Below are 16,936 nucleotides of genomic sequence, written 5' to 3'. Positions count from 1 at the left end.
GGCTCAGGCCGGCACCTGCAGACCGGCCCGGCGGAGGGCGCTCACCAGCCGCAGCCGCTCGATCGCGCGGGCCCGGTCGTCCCGCAGGGCGCCCAGGTCCGAGGCCTCGCCGAGCATCGCGGCGGCCTCGAGCAGCACGTCGTCGTAGGCGGCCTGCACGGCGCGGCGGCGGGCCATCGGCGCCCCGGCCGGGAGGAGCTCGACCTGGCAGCCGAGCCGGCGCAGGTCCGCCGCCACGAGCTGCAACGGCCGGCCGGGCGGCGCCGGGTGGCGGGCGGCGTGGCGGCGCGCGGACCACGCCTCCAGCCACCGGGTCAGCGGGCCGATGCCGGCGACCAGCGCGGCGAACGCGGCGAGCAGCGCGACGAGCTGGACGAGAGCGACCATGGCGTTCCCCTGCGCACGTGCGGAATCGTGCCGCCGACGGTACGCGCGCGAGCCCGCTCAGAGCGACTGCTGCCCCGGCGCCTTCTCGGCCAGCCTCTCCTCCGCGGCCCGCACCTGCGGGGGCGGGACGACGGGGCCCTGCGGGCCGACCTGCAGGCGGAACCGCAGCGGCGCCCGGTCCAGCCGCACGCGCACCGATCGATGGCGGGCCAGCACCGCGGCCGCACCGAGCCCGGCGACGACGCACACTCCCCCGCCGAGGATGAGGCCCCACGGCGCGCCGAGGTGCTCGGAGACCCAGCCGACCAGCGGCGCCCCGACGGGCGTGCCGCCCATGAAGCACATGAAGTACAGCGCCATGACCCGGCCGCGCATCTGCGGCTCGACACCGAGCTGGACGAAACTGTTGTTGGCCACGCTGAAGACCAGCGCCGCCGCACCGGTCGGCACAAGGAGCAGCGCGAAGGCGACGTGGGTGGGCATGAGCCCGGCGACGACGGTGCAGACGCCGAACAGCACCGCCGAGCCGATGAGGAACCGTTGCCGCGGGCGGACGCTGCGCCGGGTGGACAGCAGGGCGCCGCTGAGCGAGCCGACGGCGAAGCAGGTGGACAGCAGGCCGAACGCCTGGGCACCGAGGTCGAAGGTCTCGCGGGCCATCAGCGCGATGGTGACCTGGTAGTTGAAGCCGAAGGTGCCGGTCACGAACGCCAGGCCCATCGCGAGCAGCAGGTCGGGATGGGCCCAGGTGTAGGCCAGCCCGGCGCGCAGCTGGCCCCGGCCCCGGGCGACCGGAGGGCTGGGCAGCAGCTCGTCGGCGCGCATGCCGGCCAGCGCGGCGATGGTGAAGGCGAAGCTGGCCGCGTTCAGGAAGAAGGCCGGTGCGGTGTTCCCCGACGCCGCTCCGATGAGCAGGCCGGCCAGCGCCGGCCCGACCAGCCGGGCACCGTTGAAGATCGTCGAGTTGAGGCTGACGGCGTTGGTGATCAGCCCCGGCCCGACCATCTCCGAGACGAACGCCTGCCGCACCGGCACGTCGACGGCCGAGACGGAGCCGAGGGCCCCGGCCAGCACGAACACGTGCCACAGCTGGACCGCGCCGGTAGCCACCAGCGTCCCCAGCACCAGCGACAGCAGCCCCATGAGCCCCTGGCTGATCAGCAGCAGCCGGCGCTTGGGGTAGCGGTCGGCGAGGACCCCGCCGTACATGCTCAACAGCAGCGACGGCCCGAACTGCAGCGCGGTGATCAGGCCGAGGGCGACGCCGCTGTCGTCGGACAGCTGCAGCACCAGCCAGTCCTGGCCGATGCGCTGCATCCAGGTCCCGGTGAGGCTGAGCAGGTTGGCCGAGGCGTAGCGGCGGAAGTTCCGCACCCGGAGGGCCCGGAACATCCCCCTGCCCTGCTCGGACGGCGCCCGCTGGTCAGTGCTCGTGCAGGTCACCCACTGGCGAGCTTGTCCATGATCTCGGCCGCCTCGCGCAGCACCGCCCGCTCCTCGGCGGTCAGCTCCTGGAGCCGGCCGGCCAGCCACGCCTCCCGCGCCCGCGCCTCCGCCGAGAGCAACTCCTCGGCGGCCGGGGTCAGGTCGATGATCACCTGGCGCCCGTCGGTCGGGTGCGGGGTGCGGGTGACCAGCCCAGCGCTCTCCAGCGCGACGACGACCCGGGTCATCGACGGCGGCTGGACCCGCTCGTGGCTCGCCAGCTCACCCGGGCTCATGGGGCCGTGCCGCTGCAACGTCGACAGCGCCGCGAGGTGGGTGAGCGTGACCGAGGTGTCCACCCGCTGGTTGCGCAGCCGCCGCGAGAAGCGCATGACCGCCAGCCGCAGCTCGTGGGCGAGCGCGGCGGTGCCGAGCGTCGTCCGGCCCACGATCGTTAGCATAACTCAGGAGGCCGCTCAGAAGAGCTGCTGCAGCGGCTCGAGGGCGAAGTAGACGAGGAACATCGCGGCCACCACCCACATCAGCGGATGGATCTCCCGGCGCCGTCCCACCGCCACGCGGAGCAGGACGAAGCTGACGACGCCGGCCCCGATGCCGTTGGTGATCGAGTAGGTGAACGGCATCAGCGCGATGGTGAGGAACGCGGGGATGACCAGGGACATGTCGTCCCAGGTGAGGTGCTTGATCTGGCTGATCATCAGCGCGCCGACGATGACCAGCGCCGGGGCGGCGGCCTCCGACGGGACCACGGCCACCAGCGGGGTGAAGAACACCGCGACCAGGAAGAGCAGGCCGGTGACGATGCTGGCCAGCCCGGTCCGGGCGCCGTCGGCCACACCGGCGGTGCTCTCGATGTAGGTGGTGTTCGACGAGACGCTGCCGGCGCCACCCGCGGCGGCGGCCAGCGAGTCGACCAGCAGGACCGGCTGCGACCGCGGCAGGTTGCGGTTCTCGTCGAGCATGCCGCCCTCGGCCCCGACGGCGGTGACCGTGCCGACCGTGTCGAAGAAGTCGGCGATCATGATCGAGAAGACGATGAGCAGGGCGGCGAGGACGCCGATCCGCTCGAACCCGCCGAACAGCGAGAAGTTGCCCAGCAGCGAGAAGTCGGGGCTGCCGACGACGTCCTCGGGCAGCGCCGGCACCTGCAGGGCCCAGCCGCGCTCGTTCTCCGCGCCGTCGGCCCCGAAGCGGGGGCCGACCTCGGCGATCGCCTCGACGACGATCGCGAGCACCGTCGTCGCCACGATGCCGATGAGCAGCGCGCCCTTGACCTTGCGGACGACCAGCAGGCTGCTCAGCAGCAGGCCGACGACGAAGACGAGCATCGGCCAGCCGGCCAGCTGCCCGCCGATGCCGAAGCTGATCAGCGGGTTCCCGGGGCGGATGATGCCGGCGTCCGCCAGCCCGATGATGGCGAGGAAGAAGCCGATGCCGACCGCGATCGCCGTCTTCAGCTGGGCCGGGATGGCCTCGAAGACGGCCTTGCGGAAGCCGGTGAGCACGAGCACGGTGATCAGTAGACCCTCGAGCACGACCAGGCCCATGACCTCGGGCCAGGAGAGCTGCGTGGCGGCGAAGACGGCGACCAGCGCGTTGATGCCGAGGCCGGTGGCCAGCGCGAACGGGTAGCGGCCGACGATCCCCATGAGCAGCGTCAGCGCGCCGGCGAGCAGCGCGGTGACCGCGGCGATGGAGCCGAAGGGCAGCACGGTGCCCTCGACGTCGGCGCCCGGCGTGCCGTCGGGCCCGGCGATGCTGGTCAGGATGATCGGGTTGAGCACCACGATGTAGGCCATCGTGAAGAAGGTGGTGAGACCGCCGCGCACCTCGCGGGTGACCGTCGAGCGGCGGGCGCTGATCTCGAAGTACCGGTCCAGGCCGTTCTTCGGCCTGGACCGCGGGCCCTCGCTGCGTCGCGGCGTCGGGGTGCCGGCCGAGACGTCGGCCGGGGTGCCGCCGTCGGCCGGGGAGCCCGAGGCGCTGGCGCCACCGGAAGGACGGGACTGCTGGGGCATGCGGACTCTCCGGGCGGTGCGGGTGGCCAACGAGCGGCGACAGCGTGCCACACGGCCGGGCCGGGCACGTCCACCCGTGCCCCAGCGGCGATCTAGGGTGCCCTCGTGCCCGGTCCACTCAAGCAGGCCCCGCCGCCGCTCCAGGTCGACACCGCCCGCGTCGTGTTGGCCGGGACCGGGGTGTGGGCGGTGGCCCTCGTCGTGCTGCTGCTCCTGGGCGACCGCGTGGACCGGATGTGGACCTGGACCTGCGTCGCCGCCATCGGGCTGGCGGTGCTCGGCCTGGGCGTCATGAAGCTGCAGGGCCAGCTGCAGCACCGCGACCGCGACCGCGACCGCGGCTGAGCCGCGGTCAGTCGCTCAGGACGTCGTACTCCGAGGTGTCGTAGCGGGCGGAGGTGACCACCTCGGTGTCCTGGACGACCACCAGCGTGGCCTGGCTGTGCGCGCCGCAGCCGTAGTCGGCGGTGACCACCCGCCCCTCGCCGGGTGAGTAGGCGTTGCCGCAGGCGCCGACCGTCTGCCGCAACGACCCGGCCAGCGGGAGGTAGAAGCCGCAGGTGGCGCACGGGCCGGGTGCCTGCCGCGCCATCGGCGACGTCGGGCCGAACTCCCCTGCGCTCCAGCGGGACACCGCCTCGGACCGGCCCTCCCGGGACATCACCCGCTCCCGGCCCAGGCCGATCTCCCCGGCGACGACCCGGCCCTCCGGGTCGTCGGCGGAGTCGTCGTCGACCGTGTACGCCGGCGCCAGCCGCGGGTCGTCCTCGGTGGCCGGCAGGACGTCGCCCACCGACAGGTCGCCCGGGCGCAGCCGCTCGTGCCACGGCACCCAGGCGGGCGCCAGCAGCGCCTGGTCACCGGGGAGCAGCACCACCTCGTCCACGGTGATCCGGTCCTCGCCCGGAACGCGCGCGATGGTGACCGCCCAGTGCCAGCCGACGTACCCCGGCAGCCGGCTGGCGAAGGTGTGGGTGAGCACCTCACCCAGGGAGGACCCGGCCTCGCCGGAGGGGATGGTCTCGGGCGTGGCGCCCAGGTGCTCGCCGACTGCGTCGGCGTCGCCGGCCGTCTCGACGGCGGCCGCGCGGGCCGGCTCGATCGCGGCGGTCAGCGGGTCGACCGCGGCGGAGGCGGGCCGGGCTGCTGCGGAGGACTCGGACACCCACCCATTGTGGCGGACGACCCCGCGTCCGGCTCCGACCGGACTCCCGGGTCGGTGCGGCACCATGGCGATCGTGTCCGCCTCCCGTCGTCCGCCCGGCGCTCCCCGGCGGTCGCGGCTGTCCCGCCGGTCGGTGCCCGCCGACCCGGACCGGGTCGGCACGGCACCCCTCGACGTCGCGCGGGCGCAGACCCGGCCGCTTCCGTCGGCGACCCCGCCACCGGGCCCGGCGGCGGCCGGACCGGCCAAGCTCACGGTCACCCGCGTCGCCGCCGCACGCAGCCGTGAGCTCACCGTCGCCGCGGCGCGGAAGGTGCGGACGGCCAGCCGCGCCGACGGCGCCGGCGAGAGCGGCCTGACGCACCTGCTGTGGGTCAACGCCCTGCACATGGCCGGGGACGCGATGATCGCCGTCTCGCTCGCCGGAACGCTCTTCTTCGCCGCCACGACCGACGCCCAGCGCGGCAACGTCGCGCTCTACCTGCTGGTGACGATGGCCCCGTTCGCCCTCCTCGCCCCGGTCGTCGGGCCGGCGCTGGACCGGCTGCAGCGCGGCCGGCGGTGGGCCATGGGCGTCTCGCTGGGCGGCCGTGCGGTGCTGGCGCTGGTGATGGCCGCCCACTTCGACGACCTCTGGCTGTACCCGGCGGCGCTCGGGGTGCTGGTGCTCTCCAAGGCGCACAACGTGCTGCGGGCCGCCGTGGTGCCCCGCGTGCTGCCCGTCGCCATGTCGCTGACCTCGGCGAACGCCCGGCTGTCGGTGTTCGGCCTGGCGACCGCCGGGGTCGCCGGCGGGCTCGCCGCCGGGGTCGCCGCGCTCGTCGGCTTCGACTGGGAGCTGTGGGCGACGGCCGCGGTGTTCCTGACCGGCGCGGTGCTCGCCGTCCGGCTGCCCCCGCACGTCGACGTCCCCACCGGGGAGGAGCCGGCCGACGTGCTCACCACCACGGAGATCCCGCTGCCCGGCCGACGGCGCCGGGTCACCCCGCACGTGGTGCTCGCGCTCCGGGCCAACGCGGCCCTCCGCGGGCTGGGTGGGTTCCTCACGATCTTCATGGCGTTCCTGGTGCAGGCGACCTTCGCCGACGGCTGGGAGGCGACCCTCGCCCTGGGGGCCCTCGCGGTCGCGGCCGGTGCCGGCAGCTTCACCGGAACGGCGGTCGGCTCCCGGCTGCACACCGCCGCACCCGACCGGCTGGTGCTGTGGGCGGCCTCGGGCGCGACGGTGGTCACCGTCCTCGCCGCGGTGTTCTACGGCTTCGGCATGGCGGTGGTGGTGGCCGCCGTGTCCGCCGTCGCGAACGCGCTGGGCAAGGTGTCCCTGGACGCGATCATCCAGCGCGAGGTGCCCGAGAGCCTGCGGGCCTCGGCCTTCGCCCGGTCGGAGACGATGCTGCAGCTGTCCTGGGTCGTCGGCGGGGCGCTGGGCATCGCGCTGCCGCCCACCGGCTGGATCGGGTTCACCGTCGCCGCGGCGCTGCTCGCGCTCGCCGTCGGGCTGGTCCTGTGGACCCTCTACCGCAGCCGCACGCCGCTGGCGGCGACGGGGTCCCCGGACGCGCCGACGACGCCGGTGGGACCGTCGTGGACGTGAGAAGGCCGACCGCGTCCCTGCTCGCCCTCTGCGCCGCCGGCTCCCTGGCCGCCTGCGCGAGCGAGCCCGACACCCCCGGCGACGTCCGGGTGCAGGCCGGGAGCCAGGACGTGACCGCCCGGCCGACCCAGTACTGCCTGGACGGCGAGGGGCAGCGCTACGCGACCACGCCCCCGGTGGTCGAGGTCTCCCCCGGCACCGCCATCTCGCTGACCGTCCCCGAGCCGATCGCCGAGCGCGGCTGGCAGGTGCAGGTGTTCGACGAGTCGCTGCAGGAGGTGATCGGCGAGGTCGACGTCCCGGCGGGCACGGAGACGTTCGCGGAGATCAGCTCCTCCGACGTCGTCCCCCCCGCGTTCTACCTCGTCGTCGTCGAGGACAAGGGTGGCGACTGCGGCGAGTTCACCGGCGCCTGGCCGATCGGCTTCCTGCGTGCCGGGGGCGACCTGACCGGCTGAACGTCCCCCGCGGGACTCAGCCCTCCAGGTCGCCGGCGACCGCGCGCAGCACCGAGGCGACCTTGCGGGCGTGCCCGCGCTCGGGGTGGCGGCCGTGGCGCAGGCCCTCGGACACGTCGTCGAGGAGCTTGATCAGATCCTCGATGATCGGCACCAGCTCGTCGGGCTTCTTGCGGCTCTTCGCGGCCACGGTGGCGGCGACCGATGGGAGCGGGTCCAGCAGCCGCACCTGCAGCGCCTGGTCACCGCGGCGGCCGGCAACGATGCCGAACTCCACGCGTTGACCGGGCTTGAGGTCGGTACCCGCGGGGAGCGCGTCCTTGTGCACGAAGACGTCGGGACCGTCCTCGCGGGACAGGAACCCGAACCCCTTCTCCGCGTTGAACCACTTCACTCTGCCGGTGGGCACGGTGGATTCCCCTCAGTTCTCGGTATGGCGGGGCCCGCGGGCCGGTCGGACGACGAGGACGGGCGGCACGCTCCACCCGCTGCACAGGTTAGCCGCCGCGACGCACCCCCGACCTGCCGATTGCGGCGGACGCGCGCCGCCGTCCCTACCCTGGGCCGGTGCCCGAGCGCGCCGACGGCCCCGACCATCCCGACTACCGGTTCACCCTCGCCAACGAGCGCACGCTGCTGGCCTGGCTGCGGACCGGGCTGGCCCTGGTCGCCGGCGGGGTCGCCGTCGCCACCTACGCCCCCGACCTGGGCGTGCGCTGGGGCAGCGCCGCCGTGGCCCTGGCCCTCGTGCTGATCGGGCTGGGAACCGCGCTGGCCGGCTACCGCCGGTGGCGGGGCAACGAGGCGGCGATCGCCGCGGGGCGGGCGCTCCCGTCGAGCTACGCCGTGCCCGCGATCGCTGCCGCGGTGGCCGCGGTCGTGGTCGTGGTCGGCGTGCTGGTCGGCGTCGAGGTGATGCGCGGGTGACGCCGGTGGAGACCCAGCCCGAGCGCACCGCGCTGGCCTGGCAGCGCACCGGCCTGGGCGTGCTGGCCGTCGCCGCGCTGCTCGGCCACCGCGCGCTCGAGGTCGGGCACCCGGCCCTGCTCGTCGTGGCCGGGGTGGCCGCGCTGCTGGGCCTGGGGGTGCTGGGCGGCCTGGCCCCGGCGCGTTACCGGCAGGTGCAGGACCGGGTGGCCGGCGGCCGGGCGGTGACCACGTCGGTGCCGGCACTGGCGGCGACCGGCGTGGTGGTGCTCACCGCGCTCGCCGCCGCCGTCGCCGTGCTCGTCCCGGGCTGAGTTCGGCAGCAAGATGAGTTGGTGGGTATAAAGGAAGTCCATTCGAATGCCGATTTCCCCCGTGAAAGCACTTTCCGGGGGTGGAGTTGGCGGCAACGCGTGGGCGACCGAAGACGGCGCCGGTTCAGGTGTGCCCCCAACACCCCGGTTCGCTGGTTGCGTCAGTTGGCCTGCTGACCACGACGACCGGGGTCCGGCGGCGCTACCGCTGCTCACCGCAGGGCGGGGACCGGCACAAGTTCTCCGTCGCCGTCGATAGGGCGGAGCCGGTGCGCGACCCCCGGCCGCGGACCAAGCCGCCGGAATGCGCGCAGCACGCGAATGTGGACCATTCGGTCATCCGATTCGGCCGCTACGCCCGGAGCACGCCACAGCCGCGGCAGCGCTATCAGTGCAGGCGCAAGGAGCTGGACGAGAATGGGCAGCCGGTGCTCGACGAGCGCGGCCGACCCAGGCTGGTCAAGCACGTGTTCACCCCGCCGCTGCCGCGTGCGCACGTCCATCCGGCCGAGGGCGGCTGCGCGGAGTGCGAGGAGCTGCGCGGGCACCATCACGGAGAGACTGCGGTCGCCCGCCGGCACACCTGGCCGACCCGCATCGTGGCCCGTGGGCTGCTGGAACTGTCCCTGGGCGGGTCCTACGCCGACGTGTCGCGCTGGGCGCTGCGGATGGCGCAGGCCGACGCGGACCGGTTCGCCGAGTTGGTCGCCGACGGGATGAGCGAGCCCGACGCCGCTCGGTGGGTGGAGGCGGAGGCGGCGGCTGCCGCCGCGGCCACGGAGGCTGCGGCACCGGCTCCGTCGCAGACCGCGCCGCGGCCGTTGCGCCGCCCGGCCCGGGTGCGGGTCAAGGGGCGTCGGCCGCGCAAGAGCCGGGCGAACAAGCCGACCACCACCGCCGCGCCGAGCGCCACCACCGATGAGCCTGCCGCCGATGGCGGGGAGCCGAAGGCGAAGGTGAAGAACCGGCGGACCGCGGACAGCACCAACGTCTGGCACGTAGCCGCCGACTGGTGCGAGGCGTTCGCTCCCGTGGTCTTCGAGGACGTGGAGCGGCGGCTGCGCGCCCAGGCCGCCGCCGAGACCGCCCGGCTCGATCCGCAGCGTGCCGCCGGGACGCCGCTGGACCGGCCGCAGGTGCTGCTGCTCGACGACATCCCGGTCTACGGCCGCAACCGGGCCACCGGCGGTGTTGCCCGCCGCGACGACGGGTTCTTCCTGCTGGTCGCGGGCGAGGTGGGGTGGGGAGCCCCGCCGCCGGACCCGATGACCCGACCGGACCGCTCGCTGCCGCTGCGCCTGGTGCGGGCGATGCCCAAGAGCAACGCCCCGGCCTGGCGGCTGCTGTTCGACGAGCTGGGCTACACGCCGGACTTCGTCGTCGCCGACGCGGGCACCGGCATCGCCCGGGCGGTGGAAAGCCACTACGACCCGAGCCGAACCACGTTCGTTCCGTCGCTGTGGCACGTCGGCCGGGCGGTGCGCACCGGCCTGGCCGACACCCGCGGCGCGTTCGTGAAGGGACCCACCGGCAACGCGCTGCGGCCGGAGCTGGCCGAGCACCTGGCCACGCTCAGCCGTGCCGAGGCGCTCACCGACCTCGCCGCGTGGTCCCGCTGGTGGGATGAGCTCGAAGCGCGCTGTGTCCGCCTCGGGCTGCCGCTGGACAAGGTGCGCCGGCGGCGGAACAACTACGAGGAGCCGTTCGCCGCGGCCATCCCGCGGCTGCGCCTGCACCCGGAGGTGCCGGTCAGCACCGGCGGGCTGGAAAAGGTGATGGCCAAGCGGGTCGAGCCGCTGCTGGCGCTGCGTCGCACCGCGTTCGGCAACATCGAGCGCACGAACCGGCTGTTCGACCTCGTCGTCGCCCGTGAGCACGGCGCGTTCGACGACATCGGCCACGTCGTGGCGCTGCTGCGCGAGGACGCCACCCGGGCGGTCGGGCAGCGGACCGGCACCGCCGGGTGGACCACGCCGCTGCGCGCCATCGCCGATCCGCGGCCGGAGGACGGCCGCTACTCCTCGCTCCGCGACGCCCTGCTCATCCTCGACCTCGCCGAGAGCCGGGGGCTGGCGTGAACGCCGACACCCACGCCGGGCACGGCGCGGACGTCGAGGTCGCGCTCACCGCGCTGTGGGGCGCCCTGCGGCTGGCCGTGCTCGACGTCGAGACCTGCAACGGCACCGACGGCGACCACATCATCGACCTGGCCGTTCTGACCTACCGCCAGCGCCGCCTGGTCGGCACCTGGTCGCGACGGTTCCAGCCCGGCGTGCCGGTGGACGCCGACAGCCAGGCCGTGCACGGGCTCACCGACGCCGACCTCGCCCACGAGCGGCCCTTCGGCGAGGCCGTCGCCGAGCTGACCGCCGTCCTCACCCCGACCGACGGTGAGCGGCTGGTGCTCGTCGCGCACAACGCCCCCTTCGACGTGTCCCGGCTCCAGCTCGAGTTCGCCCGTGCCGGGGCGCAGCTGCCCGACGTGGCCGTGCTCGACACCGGCGCCCTGGCCCGGCACGTCGGGCTGCGCGTCGGTTCCCTGGCCGAGCTGCTCGACGCCCTGGACCTGGTGAACACCGCCCCGCACACCGCGCACGGCGACGCCGACGCCACCGCCCGCGCCGCCCTCGCCCTGCTACGTCGCGCCGCCGCGGCCGGTGCCCACGACCTCGACGAACTGCTCACCACCGCGATGGCAGGGCGCAAGTCCCGCACCGGCGCCATCAAGGCCGCCGGCAAGTCCCGCCGCCGGGACCGCCAGCCCGACGACACCCCGGCCCTCGACCTGCCCGAGGAACACACCGCCGGGCACGCCCAGCTGCTGCCGGCGCGCCCCAAGCGCGACGACCTCGCCGCGTGGCTGGACCAGGTCGCCGAGTGTGCCCGGCTGCGCTGTCCCTACCTCGACGACCGGGTCGCCACGGCCGGCCTGCCGCCCGACGAGCTGCTCACCACTCTGGAACCGGCCCTTGCCACCGCGCTCGCCACCGACGCCGCGGGTGCCGCCACCGTGCTCGGCGCGCTGCATCCGCTGCTGGCCGCGCTGCCCAACCGGTCGACCGCGCTGCGCTGGTTCACGAAGTGGCGTCCGAAGCTGACCGCCGTCGGCTCCTGCCCGGACGACGACCGGTGCCCGGCCTGCCGCGAGCGGCGGCCCTGCCCGCTGGACACCTGGCACCAGCCGGTCGCCGCTGCCGCCCTCGGCCGTCTCGACGGCGGCCAGTCGGCCCGCTCCTTCCTGCACACCAGCGGCGTGGACACCGGCCGCGGCGTGTTCACCACCTGGCGGGACAAGAAGATGTCCGTGCTGGCCGATCACGCCGCCTGGCTGGTCCACCAGCACTGGATGACCACCGGGCAGCCCAACCGGGCCGAACTCGTCGGCCGCTACGCCTGGGCAGCCGGGGGCCGCGACCCCCGCCTGGTCGCCGCCCACGCCCGCCGCGTGGCCACCGCCGCCAGCACCGAGCGCCTCACCGAGGCGCGGAACATCTGCGACGAAGCCCTCCTGCACCGCGGCGACAGCACCGACGACGGCTGGACCGAACTACGTGAGGTCCGCAACCGCATCGCCGGCCAGCTCGCCCGCCGACAGTTCCGTCCGAGCGGCAAGGCGGACCGCAACGGCAACCCCATTCCGGTCCGCCGCCACCATCCTGGGCACCCCGAGCGGACCCGTCCGGGCCGGTTCGCGATCGACCACTGAACGTCCGGCCAACGGCCTGGTCTGGCCCTGTCCGAAGCCAGCTCTGACAGCGGCTTCACGGCGACCTTCGGCCAGCTTCCCGACTGCCGGCGGATGGCTCGGCCAGGATGGGTGCGTGAAGTGGAACCGGCAAGACCGGCCCGATTCAGGTAGCGGTCCGTCGCCTCGGCAGTCGCTGCTACATCGCCTGCTGGGCGCGAAACTGATCTCGGTGACCTTTATCCACGATTTCCTCGAACTCACTTTCGAGGAGACCGGGGAAGACGGCCATCTCATCGACAGCCCCAGGCTGGACTGTCTGGTGTGGCCGAAGGCCGTGACTGCCACCCACTCATTGACGTTCGGAGCGCCCGGCTACCGGGATGCGCTTTGCGAGTGCATCGGAGCCACGGTGACCCTTGTTCGGGACGACCCGTCGAGCGGCATGCAACTCCACTTCGACGACCGGATTCTCGAGATTCGGCCGACTTTGGACGAGTTGCCGGGCCCGGAGATTGCGCTCCTGCACTTCTTCGAGACGAAGGAGTGGGACGTCTGGCGACCAGGCGAGGACACCTTCGTCGACCTCGTGTAGAGACGGCGGTCCGGAAGGGCCCCAACGCGGGACGCCGTTGGGCATTTCACCGTCCGCGATTTATACCCACCAACTCATCTTGCTGCCGAACTCATCCCGGGCTGAGTCCGGTCCCACCCGTGTCGGGTTGGACGGCCGGGGTACGCCGACTCCCATGCGGAAGCAGCAGTTACCGACCGGAGACCTGATCGTGCGGGGCGTCGTCGCCGGGCTGGCCGGAACCGTCGTCATGACGGGGTTCCAGCGGCTCGTGGAGATGCCCCTCACCGGGCGCGGCGACAGCTACGCCCCGGCCCAGCTCGCCGAGGAGGTGACCCCCGTGCGCCCGCGGTCGCCCGAGGGTCGCCGACGGCTGAACCGGTTCACCCACGTCGCGCTCGGGGCCGTGTGGGGGGCGGCCTACGGCGTCGCCGCCGCCCGGGCGCTGCGGGGCCAGCGAGCGGTCAACGCCGTGTTCGCCGTCGTGTACGCCGGGGACGTGGCGCTGAACACCGCCCTGGGTCTGTACCACCCGCTGCGGTGGTCGGCGAGGGACCTGGTGGTCGACGTCGTGGACAAGTACGTGCAGGCGCAGGCGACCGGTGCGGTGTTCGACCGCGTCCTGGACCCGGTGCGGTAGACCGGACCGAGGGGGCCGCCACCCACGCGGCCGCGGAGGTCATCGGGGGACGACGTCGGGAACGATGCCCAGCCGGTCCAGCAGGGCCAGGAAGACGACGGCGAAGTCGTTGCCGGCCACCTCGCAGGCCACCAGCGGCCAGTCGACCTGCTCGCGCATCGCCCGGGCCACCGGCAGCAGCCGGGCGAAGTCGCAGTAGTGCTCGTCGAGCGCCATGAGCTTGCCGGCCAGGATGTCCGTGGCGGCGAGGACCGGCATCTCCACCGAGAGCACCGGCATGAGGTCGGCCCGCTCGATCAGGTCGGCCTCGACGGGCCGGCCGCAGGTGCGCCACAGGACGTCGACGAAGACGTCGCCGCGCACCACCTTGAGCAGCCAGTCCTCGGCCGGGTCGGTCACCTCCAGGCCGGCGTCGGCCAGCGCCTTGGCGGCCCGTTCGGCCTCGGCTGCCGGAACGAGGAAGTCCGCGTCGTGGTCGGGCTCGGGCGCGCCCCGCATCCACGCGGCGTAGCCGCCGCACAGCGCGAACGGGACCCCGGCCTGCTTGAGCGCGACGCCCGTGCGCTTGAGCAGGTCGCGGACGTCCTCACGGAGCTCCTCAGGATGCGGCACGACGGTGCTGCTACCCGCATCGGGCGGGATGTGCACGGTGTATCGGGCCACTGCGCGGCTATGGAGGTCCCGTGCGCATCGCGACCTTCAACCTCCTGCACGGACGCTCCCTCGACGACGGCCGGGTCGACGTCGACCGGCTCGCCGCGGCGGTGAAGGCGCTGGACGCCGACGTCCTCGGCCTGCAGGAGGTCGATCGCGACCAGCCGCGGTCGCTCGGCGCCGACCTCACCGCCGTCGCGGCCGAGGCGATGGGCGCGGTGGACTCGCAGTTCGTCGCCGCCCTCTCCGGAACGCCCGGTGGCACCTGGATGGCCGCCACCGGTGACGAGCAGCCCGGATCGGCCAGTTACGGCGTCTCCCTGCTGTCGCGTCACCCCGTCGTCTCCTGGCGGGTGGTCCGGCTGGCCCCGTTGCAGGTCAGCGTGCCGCTGTGGTCGCCGGACTCCCGCCGGCCGTTCCTGGCCCGCGACGAGCCGCGGGTGGCCGTGGCCGCCGTGCTGGACGGCCCGTTCGGCCAGTTCACCGTCTGCAACACCCACCTGTCGTTCATCCCGCGCTGGAACGGCCGGCAGCTGCGCACCCTGGTGCGCTCGCTCGAGGGCACGCGGGAGCCGCTGGTGCTGATGGGCGACCTGAACATGCAGCAGCGCGCCGCCGCCCGGAACAGCAGGCTGACGCCGATCGCCACGGCCGACACCTTCCCGGCGCCCCGGCCGACCCGGCAGCTGGACCACGTGCTGGTGCGCGGGGCCCTCCGCGCGAGCGGCCCGGCCGAGGCGGTCCGCCTGCCGCTGTCGGACCACCGGGCGCTCGTGGTGCCCGTCGAGGCGGGCTGACCTGCGGACGCCCGGTCGCGGAGCGTCGTCACCGGGTGGGATCATGATCCGCATGGCCGCCCGGATCCTGTCGCTCGTCGCCAGCATCGTGCGCGTGGTGTTCGCGGTCATCGCCGCGGTCCTCGTGGTGCACGCGGTGTTCGTGCTGTTCCAGGCGAACCCGGCGAACCCGCTGGTCGAGTTCGCCGCCGGCTGGCGGAACTCGTTCGGCTGGTTCACCGAGGACCTGTTCACCCCGTCGGACCCGAGGATCGCCGAGGCGGTCAACGCCGCCCTGGCCGCGGTGATCTGGGTCGTCGCGGGCAGCCTGATCTCCACGCTGATCGTCCGGCTCGCGCCGTCGTCGTCGAAGGTGAACGCCTAAGCGTTCCGGATCGCCGCCGCCCCCTGCAGCCCCAGCTCCTCGACCGACACCTGGCGCATCTCCACCTTGCGGATCTTGCCGGTGACCGTCATCGGGAAGTCGTCGACGACCTTCACGTACCGCGGCACCTTGTAGTGCGCCAGCCTGCCGGCGCAGAACTCCCGCAGCGCCTCGGCGGTGAGCGGCTCGGCTCCCTCGCGCAGCCGGACCCAGGCCATGAGCTCCTCGCCGTAGCGTTCGTCGGGGACGCCGATCACCTGCGCGTCGACGACGTCGGGGTGGGTGTGGAGGAACTCCTCGATCTCCCGCGGGTAGACGTTCTCCCCGCCGCGGATGACCATGTCCTTGATCCGGCCGACGATGTTCAGGTAGCCGGCGTCGTCCATGACGGCGAGGTCGCCGGTGTGCATCCAGCGGGCGCGGTCGACGACCTCGGCGGTCTTCTCCGGCTCGTTCCAGTAGCCGAGCATCACCGAGTACCCGCGGGTGCAGAACTCCCCCGGCGTCCCGCGCGGCACGGTCAGCCCCGTCGCCGGGTCGACGACCTTCACCTCCAGGTGCGGGTGCACCCGCCCGACCGTCGCGGTGCGGCGCTCCAGGTCGTCGTCGGCGCCGGTCTGGGTGGACACCGGTGAGGTCTCGGTCATCCCGTAGCAGATGGTCACCTCGGTCATGCCCATCTCGCTGACCACCCGCCTCATCACCTCCACCGGGCACGGCGAGCCGGCCATGATGCCGGTGCGCAGGCTGGAGAGGTCGTAGTCGGCGAAGTCGGGCAGGCCGAGCTCGGCGATGAACATCGTGGGGACGCCGTACAGCGAGGTGCACCGCTCGTCCTGGACGGCCTGCAGCGTCAGCGCGGGGTCGAAGCCGGGCGCCGGGATGACCATCGTCGCGCCGTGCGAGGTGGCGCCGAGGTTGCCCATGCCCATGCCGAAGCAGTGGTAGTAGGGCACCGGGATGCAGACGCGGTCGGCCTCGGTGTAGCCGCAGCCCTCGCCCACGAAGAAGCCGTTGTTGAGCAGGTTGTGGTGGGTGAGCGTGGCGCCTTTCGGGAAGCCCGTCGTCCCCGAGGTGTACTGGATGTTGATCGCGTCGTCGGCGGAGAGCTCCGTCTCCCGCTGGGCGAGGAGCCCGCGGTCACCCGCCCGGCCGGTCGCCACGAGCCGCGCCCACTCCGGCGAGCCGAGGAAGACGACCTCGCGCAGGGCGGGGCACTCACCGCGGACCTCGCCGACCATGGCGCGGTAGTCGCTGGTCCTGAACTCCGGCGCGCTCACCAGCACGGAGATGCCGGCCTGCTTCAGCACGTAGCCGAGCTCGTGGGTGCGGTAGGCCGGGTTGATGTTGACCAGGATCGCGCCGAGCTTGGCCGTCGCGTACTGGACGAAGACCCACTCGGCGCAGTTGGGGGCCCAGATGCCCACCCGATCGCCCTTCCGGACGCCGAGGGCGTCCAGGCCGAGTGCGCAGGCGTCGACGTCGTCGACCAGCTGTGGATAGGTCCAGCGGCGACCGGAGGCGCACTCGACGAGCGCCTCGTGGTCGCCCACCCGCGCCGCCGTCCGATCGAGGTTCGCCCCGATGGTGTCCCCGAGCAGGGGGATGGTCGAGGCTCCGCTGCTGTAGGACGGCAGCGCGGGTGCGGTCATCGCTCGCTCACCGCCGGCGCCGACCCTCGGGGGTCTGCACGCCGGCCCGGTTCGGCTTGTCCGTCGGGTGGGCGTAGCGCAGCCGGTCGGCCGGGAGCGGGAAGTCGTGGTCCTGCCCGAACGGCGACAGCCCTCCGGCGACCGAGGCCGAGAGCTCGGTCAGCGGCGGGCCGCCGTCCTCGGACTCGCCCCAGGTGGGTTCCACGAGGTGCGCGTGCTTCTCGTTGCGCTTGGCCATGACGCCTCCGTGTGCGGTACCGG

At 73.8% G+C, this 16,936-nt stretch carries 19 protein-coding genes and 1 pseudogene; 11 read left to right on the top strand and 9 right to left on the bottom strand.

The features are described from left to right. Positions 1-3: 3 nt before the first annotated feature. The 4 genes from ABC795_RS02615 to ABC795_RS02600 are packed head-to-tail and all read right to left on the bottom strand — an operon-like array spanning position 4 to position 3,851. Positions 4-387 (bottom strand): hypothetical protein, encoded by a 384-nt coding sequence (locus ABC795_RS02615; RefSeq protein WP_347060750.1) that lies wholly within the window; start codon positions 385-387, stop codon positions 4-6. Between the two features lie 57 nt (positions 388-444). Further along, positions 445-1,779 (bottom strand): MFS transporter, encoded by a 1,335-nt coding sequence (locus ABC795_RS02610; RefSeq protein ID WP_347059317.1) that lies wholly within the window; start codon positions 1,777-1,779, stop codon positions 445-447. A gap of 47 nt (positions 1,780-1,826) precedes the next feature. Then, positions 1,827-2,261 carry a MarR family transcriptional regulator gene (locus ABC795_RS02605; RefSeq protein ID WP_347059316.1) on the bottom strand — a complete coding sequence of 145 codons (435 nt, stop codon included), beginning with the start codon at positions 2,259-2,261 and terminating at the stop codon, positions 1,827-1,829. A 27-nt stretch (positions 2,262-2,288) separates the two neighbouring features. After that, positions 2,289-3,851: an NCS2 family permease gene (locus ABC795_RS02600; protein WP_347059315.1), complete on the bottom strand. Its 1,563-nt coding sequence runs from the start codon at positions 3,849-3,851 to the stop codon at positions 2,289-2,291. Between the two features lie 105 nt (positions 3,852-3,956). Here ABC795_RS02600 and ABC795_RS02595 point away from each other — a divergent pair, with 105 nt between their 5' ends. Further along, positions 3,957-4,196 (top strand): DUF2530 domain-containing protein, encoded by a 240-nt coding sequence (locus ABC795_RS02595; protein WP_347059314.1) that lies wholly within the window; start codon positions 3,957-3,959, stop codon positions 4,194-4,196. A gap of 7 nt (positions 4,197-4,203) precedes the next feature. Here the strand turns inward: ABC795_RS02595 and ABC795_RS02590 are convergent, their stop codons facing one another. After that, positions 4,204-5,016, bottom strand: coding sequence for a DUF3027 domain-containing protein (locus tag ABC795_RS02590; RefSeq protein ID WP_347059312.1), 813 nt, complete (start codon positions 5,014-5,016; stop codon positions 4,204-4,206). A gap of 64 nt (positions 5,017-5,080) precedes the next feature. Here ABC795_RS02590 and ABC795_RS02585 point away from each other — a divergent pair, with 64 nt between their 5' ends. After that, a complete protein-coding gene (locus ABC795_RS02585) occupies positions 5,081-6,610 on the top strand; it encodes an MFS transporter (protein WP_347059311.1) in 1,530 nt (509 codons plus the stop codon). Continuing rightward, positions 6,607-7,068 carry a DUF2771 family protein gene (locus ABC795_RS02580; protein WP_347059309.1) on the top strand — a complete coding sequence of 154 codons (462 nt, stop codon included), beginning with the start codon at positions 6,607-6,609 and terminating at the stop codon, positions 7,066-7,068. Before ABC795_RS02585 ends, ABC795_RS02580 begins: the two co-directional genes overlap by 4 nt. Before the next feature lie 223 nt (positions 7,069-7,291). Here ABC795_RS02580 and ABC795_RS02575 read toward each other — a convergent pair. Further along, positions 7,292-7,477: pseudogene (locus ABC795_RS02575) on the bottom strand (cold-shock protein); the annotation flags it as partial. A 158-nt stretch (positions 7,478-7,635) separates the two neighbouring features. On the opposite strand from ABC795_RS02575, the gene ABC795_RS02570 reads away from it, so the two are divergent. The 6 genes from ABC795_RS02570 (at position 7,636) to ABC795_RS02545 (ending at position 13,208) form a co-directional block, all read left to right on the top strand. After that, on the top strand, positions 7,636-7,995 hold the full coding sequence (locus ABC795_RS02570) for a DUF202 domain-containing protein (RefSeq protein ID WP_347059308.1): 360 nt from the start codon (positions 7,636-7,638) through the stop codon (positions 7,993-7,995). Continuing rightward, positions 7,992-8,309 carry a DUF202 domain-containing protein gene (locus tag ABC795_RS02565; protein ID WP_347059305.1) on the top strand — a complete coding sequence of 106 codons (318 nt, stop codon included), beginning with the start codon at positions 7,992-7,994 and terminating at the stop codon, positions 8,307-8,309. The genes ABC795_RS02570 and ABC795_RS02565 overlap by 4 nt, the downstream gene beginning before the upstream one ends. A 323-nt stretch (positions 8,310-8,632) precedes the next feature. After that, positions 8,633-10,387, top strand: a complete 1,755-nt coding sequence (locus ABC795_RS02560) for a hypothetical protein (protein ID WP_347059303.1) — start codon at positions 8,633-8,635, stop codon at positions 10,385-10,387. Continuing rightward, the gene (locus ABC795_RS02555; protein ID WP_347059301.1) at positions 10,384-12,015 is read left to right on the top strand and encodes a 3'-5' exonuclease; all 1,632 of its coding nucleotides are present in this window, start codon (positions 10,384-10,386) and stop codon (positions 12,013-12,015) included. Before ABC795_RS02560 ends, ABC795_RS02555 begins: the two co-directional genes overlap by 4 nt. Before the next feature lie 115 nt (positions 12,016-12,130). After that, positions 12,131-12,589: a hypothetical protein gene (locus tag ABC795_RS02550; protein WP_347059299.1), complete on the top strand. Its 459-nt coding sequence runs from the start codon at positions 12,131-12,133 to the stop codon at positions 12,587-12,589. 154 nt (positions 12,590-12,743) lie between these two features. After that, positions 12,744-13,208 carry a hypothetical protein gene (locus tag ABC795_RS02545; RefSeq protein WP_347059298.1) on the top strand — a complete coding sequence of 155 codons (465 nt, stop codon included), beginning with the start codon at positions 12,744-12,746 and terminating at the stop codon, positions 13,206-13,208. Positions 13,209-13,247: 39 nt separating this feature from the next. On the opposite strand, the gene ABC795_RS02540 is transcribed toward ABC795_RS02545, so the two are convergent. Beyond that, entirely contained in the window at positions 13,248-13,820 is a 573-nt protein-coding gene (locus tag ABC795_RS02540; RefSeq protein WP_347059297.1) for a hypothetical protein, read from the bottom strand. A gap of 71 nt (positions 13,821-13,891) precedes the next feature. On the opposite strand from ABC795_RS02540, the gene ABC795_RS02535 reads away from it, so the two are divergent. Continuing rightward, positions 13,892-14,659, top strand: a complete 768-nt coding sequence (locus tag ABC795_RS02535; RefSeq protein WP_347059296.1) for an endonuclease/exonuclease/phosphatase family protein — start codon at positions 13,892-13,894, stop codon at positions 14,657-14,659. Positions 14,660-14,711: 52 nt separating this feature from the next. Continuing rightward, positions 14,712-15,023, top strand: coding sequence for a hypothetical protein (locus ABC795_RS02530; RefSeq protein ID WP_347059295.1), 312 nt, complete (start codon positions 14,712-14,714; stop codon positions 15,021-15,023). Here the strand turns inward: ABC795_RS02530 and ABC795_RS02525 are convergent. Both ABC795_RS02525 and ABC795_RS02520 read right to left on the bottom strand, forming a co-directional pair. Further along, positions 15,020-16,675 carry an AMP-binding protein gene (locus tag ABC795_RS02525; protein WP_347059294.1) on the bottom strand — a complete coding sequence of 552 codons (1,656 nt, stop codon included), beginning with the start codon at positions 16,673-16,675 and terminating at the stop codon, positions 15,020-15,022. The genes ABC795_RS02530 and ABC795_RS02525 overlap by 4 nt on opposite strands. A gap of 7 nt (positions 16,676-16,682) precedes the next feature. After that, positions 16,683-16,913 (bottom strand): hypothetical protein, encoded by a 231-nt coding sequence (locus ABC795_RS02520; protein ID WP_269191625.1) that lies wholly within the window; start codon positions 16,911-16,913, stop codon positions 16,683-16,685. Positions 16,914-16,936 lie beyond the last annotated feature (23 nt).

The sequence above is a fragment of the Blastococcus sp. HT6-30 genome (genome assembly GCF_039729015.1).
GTDB lineage: Bacteria > Actinomycetota > Actinomycetes > Mycobacteriales > Geodermatophilaceae > Blastococcus.
Note: the sequence above shows the minus strand (reverse complement) of the source record. Positions and strands in the feature narration are given on the sequence as shown.